Annotated in this window: 1 pseudogene; it reads right to left on the bottom strand. The window is 41.7% G+C overall.

What is annotated here, in order from left to right:
• Nucleotides 1-903: pseudogene (locus ACFIN0_RS09830) on the bottom strand (hypothetical protein); the annotation flags it as partial.

Here is a 903-nt window from a genome sequence, read left to right as displayed (position 1 = left end):
ATAGGATTTCGACTCGTTAACACCATCATTGACAAGACCACTAATTTTCTCATCCGTATACTTATTGGCATCTTCAAGAACTATCTTCATCTGCTCTTCAGTATAATCATGTAACTGACCACCATTAACAGCTTGCTGAGAACCTGTTTCAATCTTCCCTGCCGCTACATTGTCTATCATAACAGGTTCGCTGTCATTACCTCCTACTAACGTAATGCTATTGGTCTTTTTACCATCACTATCTTTATCATAGTTAACAACGCCATCTGTTACCGCTACTTCAATATTTTTCACATGTTGATCTATCGTATCTACTTTGTCTTCAACATCTTTTACTCTCTCATTCGTGCTCCAAAGCTGACCACCATTAACAACTTCTTGCGAGCCTTCTTCTATCTTACCATCCAATACATGCGTAATCTTACTCGACTTACCATCATGCTTCGCATCATACGCGCCTTCTTCTTCATTCCAATTCAAACCATTGCTCGCCACATTCTTCTCAACATCATGAATACGGTCGTTGATACTCGTCATACCATCACTAACACCATCAAAGGCTCCTGCTACATCATGATAGATCTTCTTGGCTGACGAACTACCATCAGAATTGAATTGCGCAACCTTGAATTCCGGAGCCCTCCATTCGCCACCTTCATAGCTAGCTCCTCCGCCTAAATACATCGCTAGCGTCTGATGCAAGGAATAAAGCTGAGAACCATTCACGGCTTCCGTCGAACCTTCAGAAAGTGTGCCCGCTTTCACGCCAGAGAGACTACGTGTATCACCATTCATGTTTGCAATTGTGATTGCACTACCCTCTTTTTCTCCACCTATCTTGATTACCTTCGTAGCATCATCCTGCTTAACAAGACTATCTCCTACAACTTTATTAATCTCATT

The sequence above is a fragment of the Bartonella sp. AA89HNZF genome (genome assembly GCF_042196905.1).
In the GTDB taxonomy this organism is placed as follows: domain Bacteria; phylum Pseudomonadota; class Alphaproteobacteria; order Rhizobiales; family Rhizobiaceae; genus Bartonella.
The sequence above is the reverse complement of the archived record's forward strand: the minus strand, read 5'-3'. Positions and strand labels throughout refer to the sequence as shown.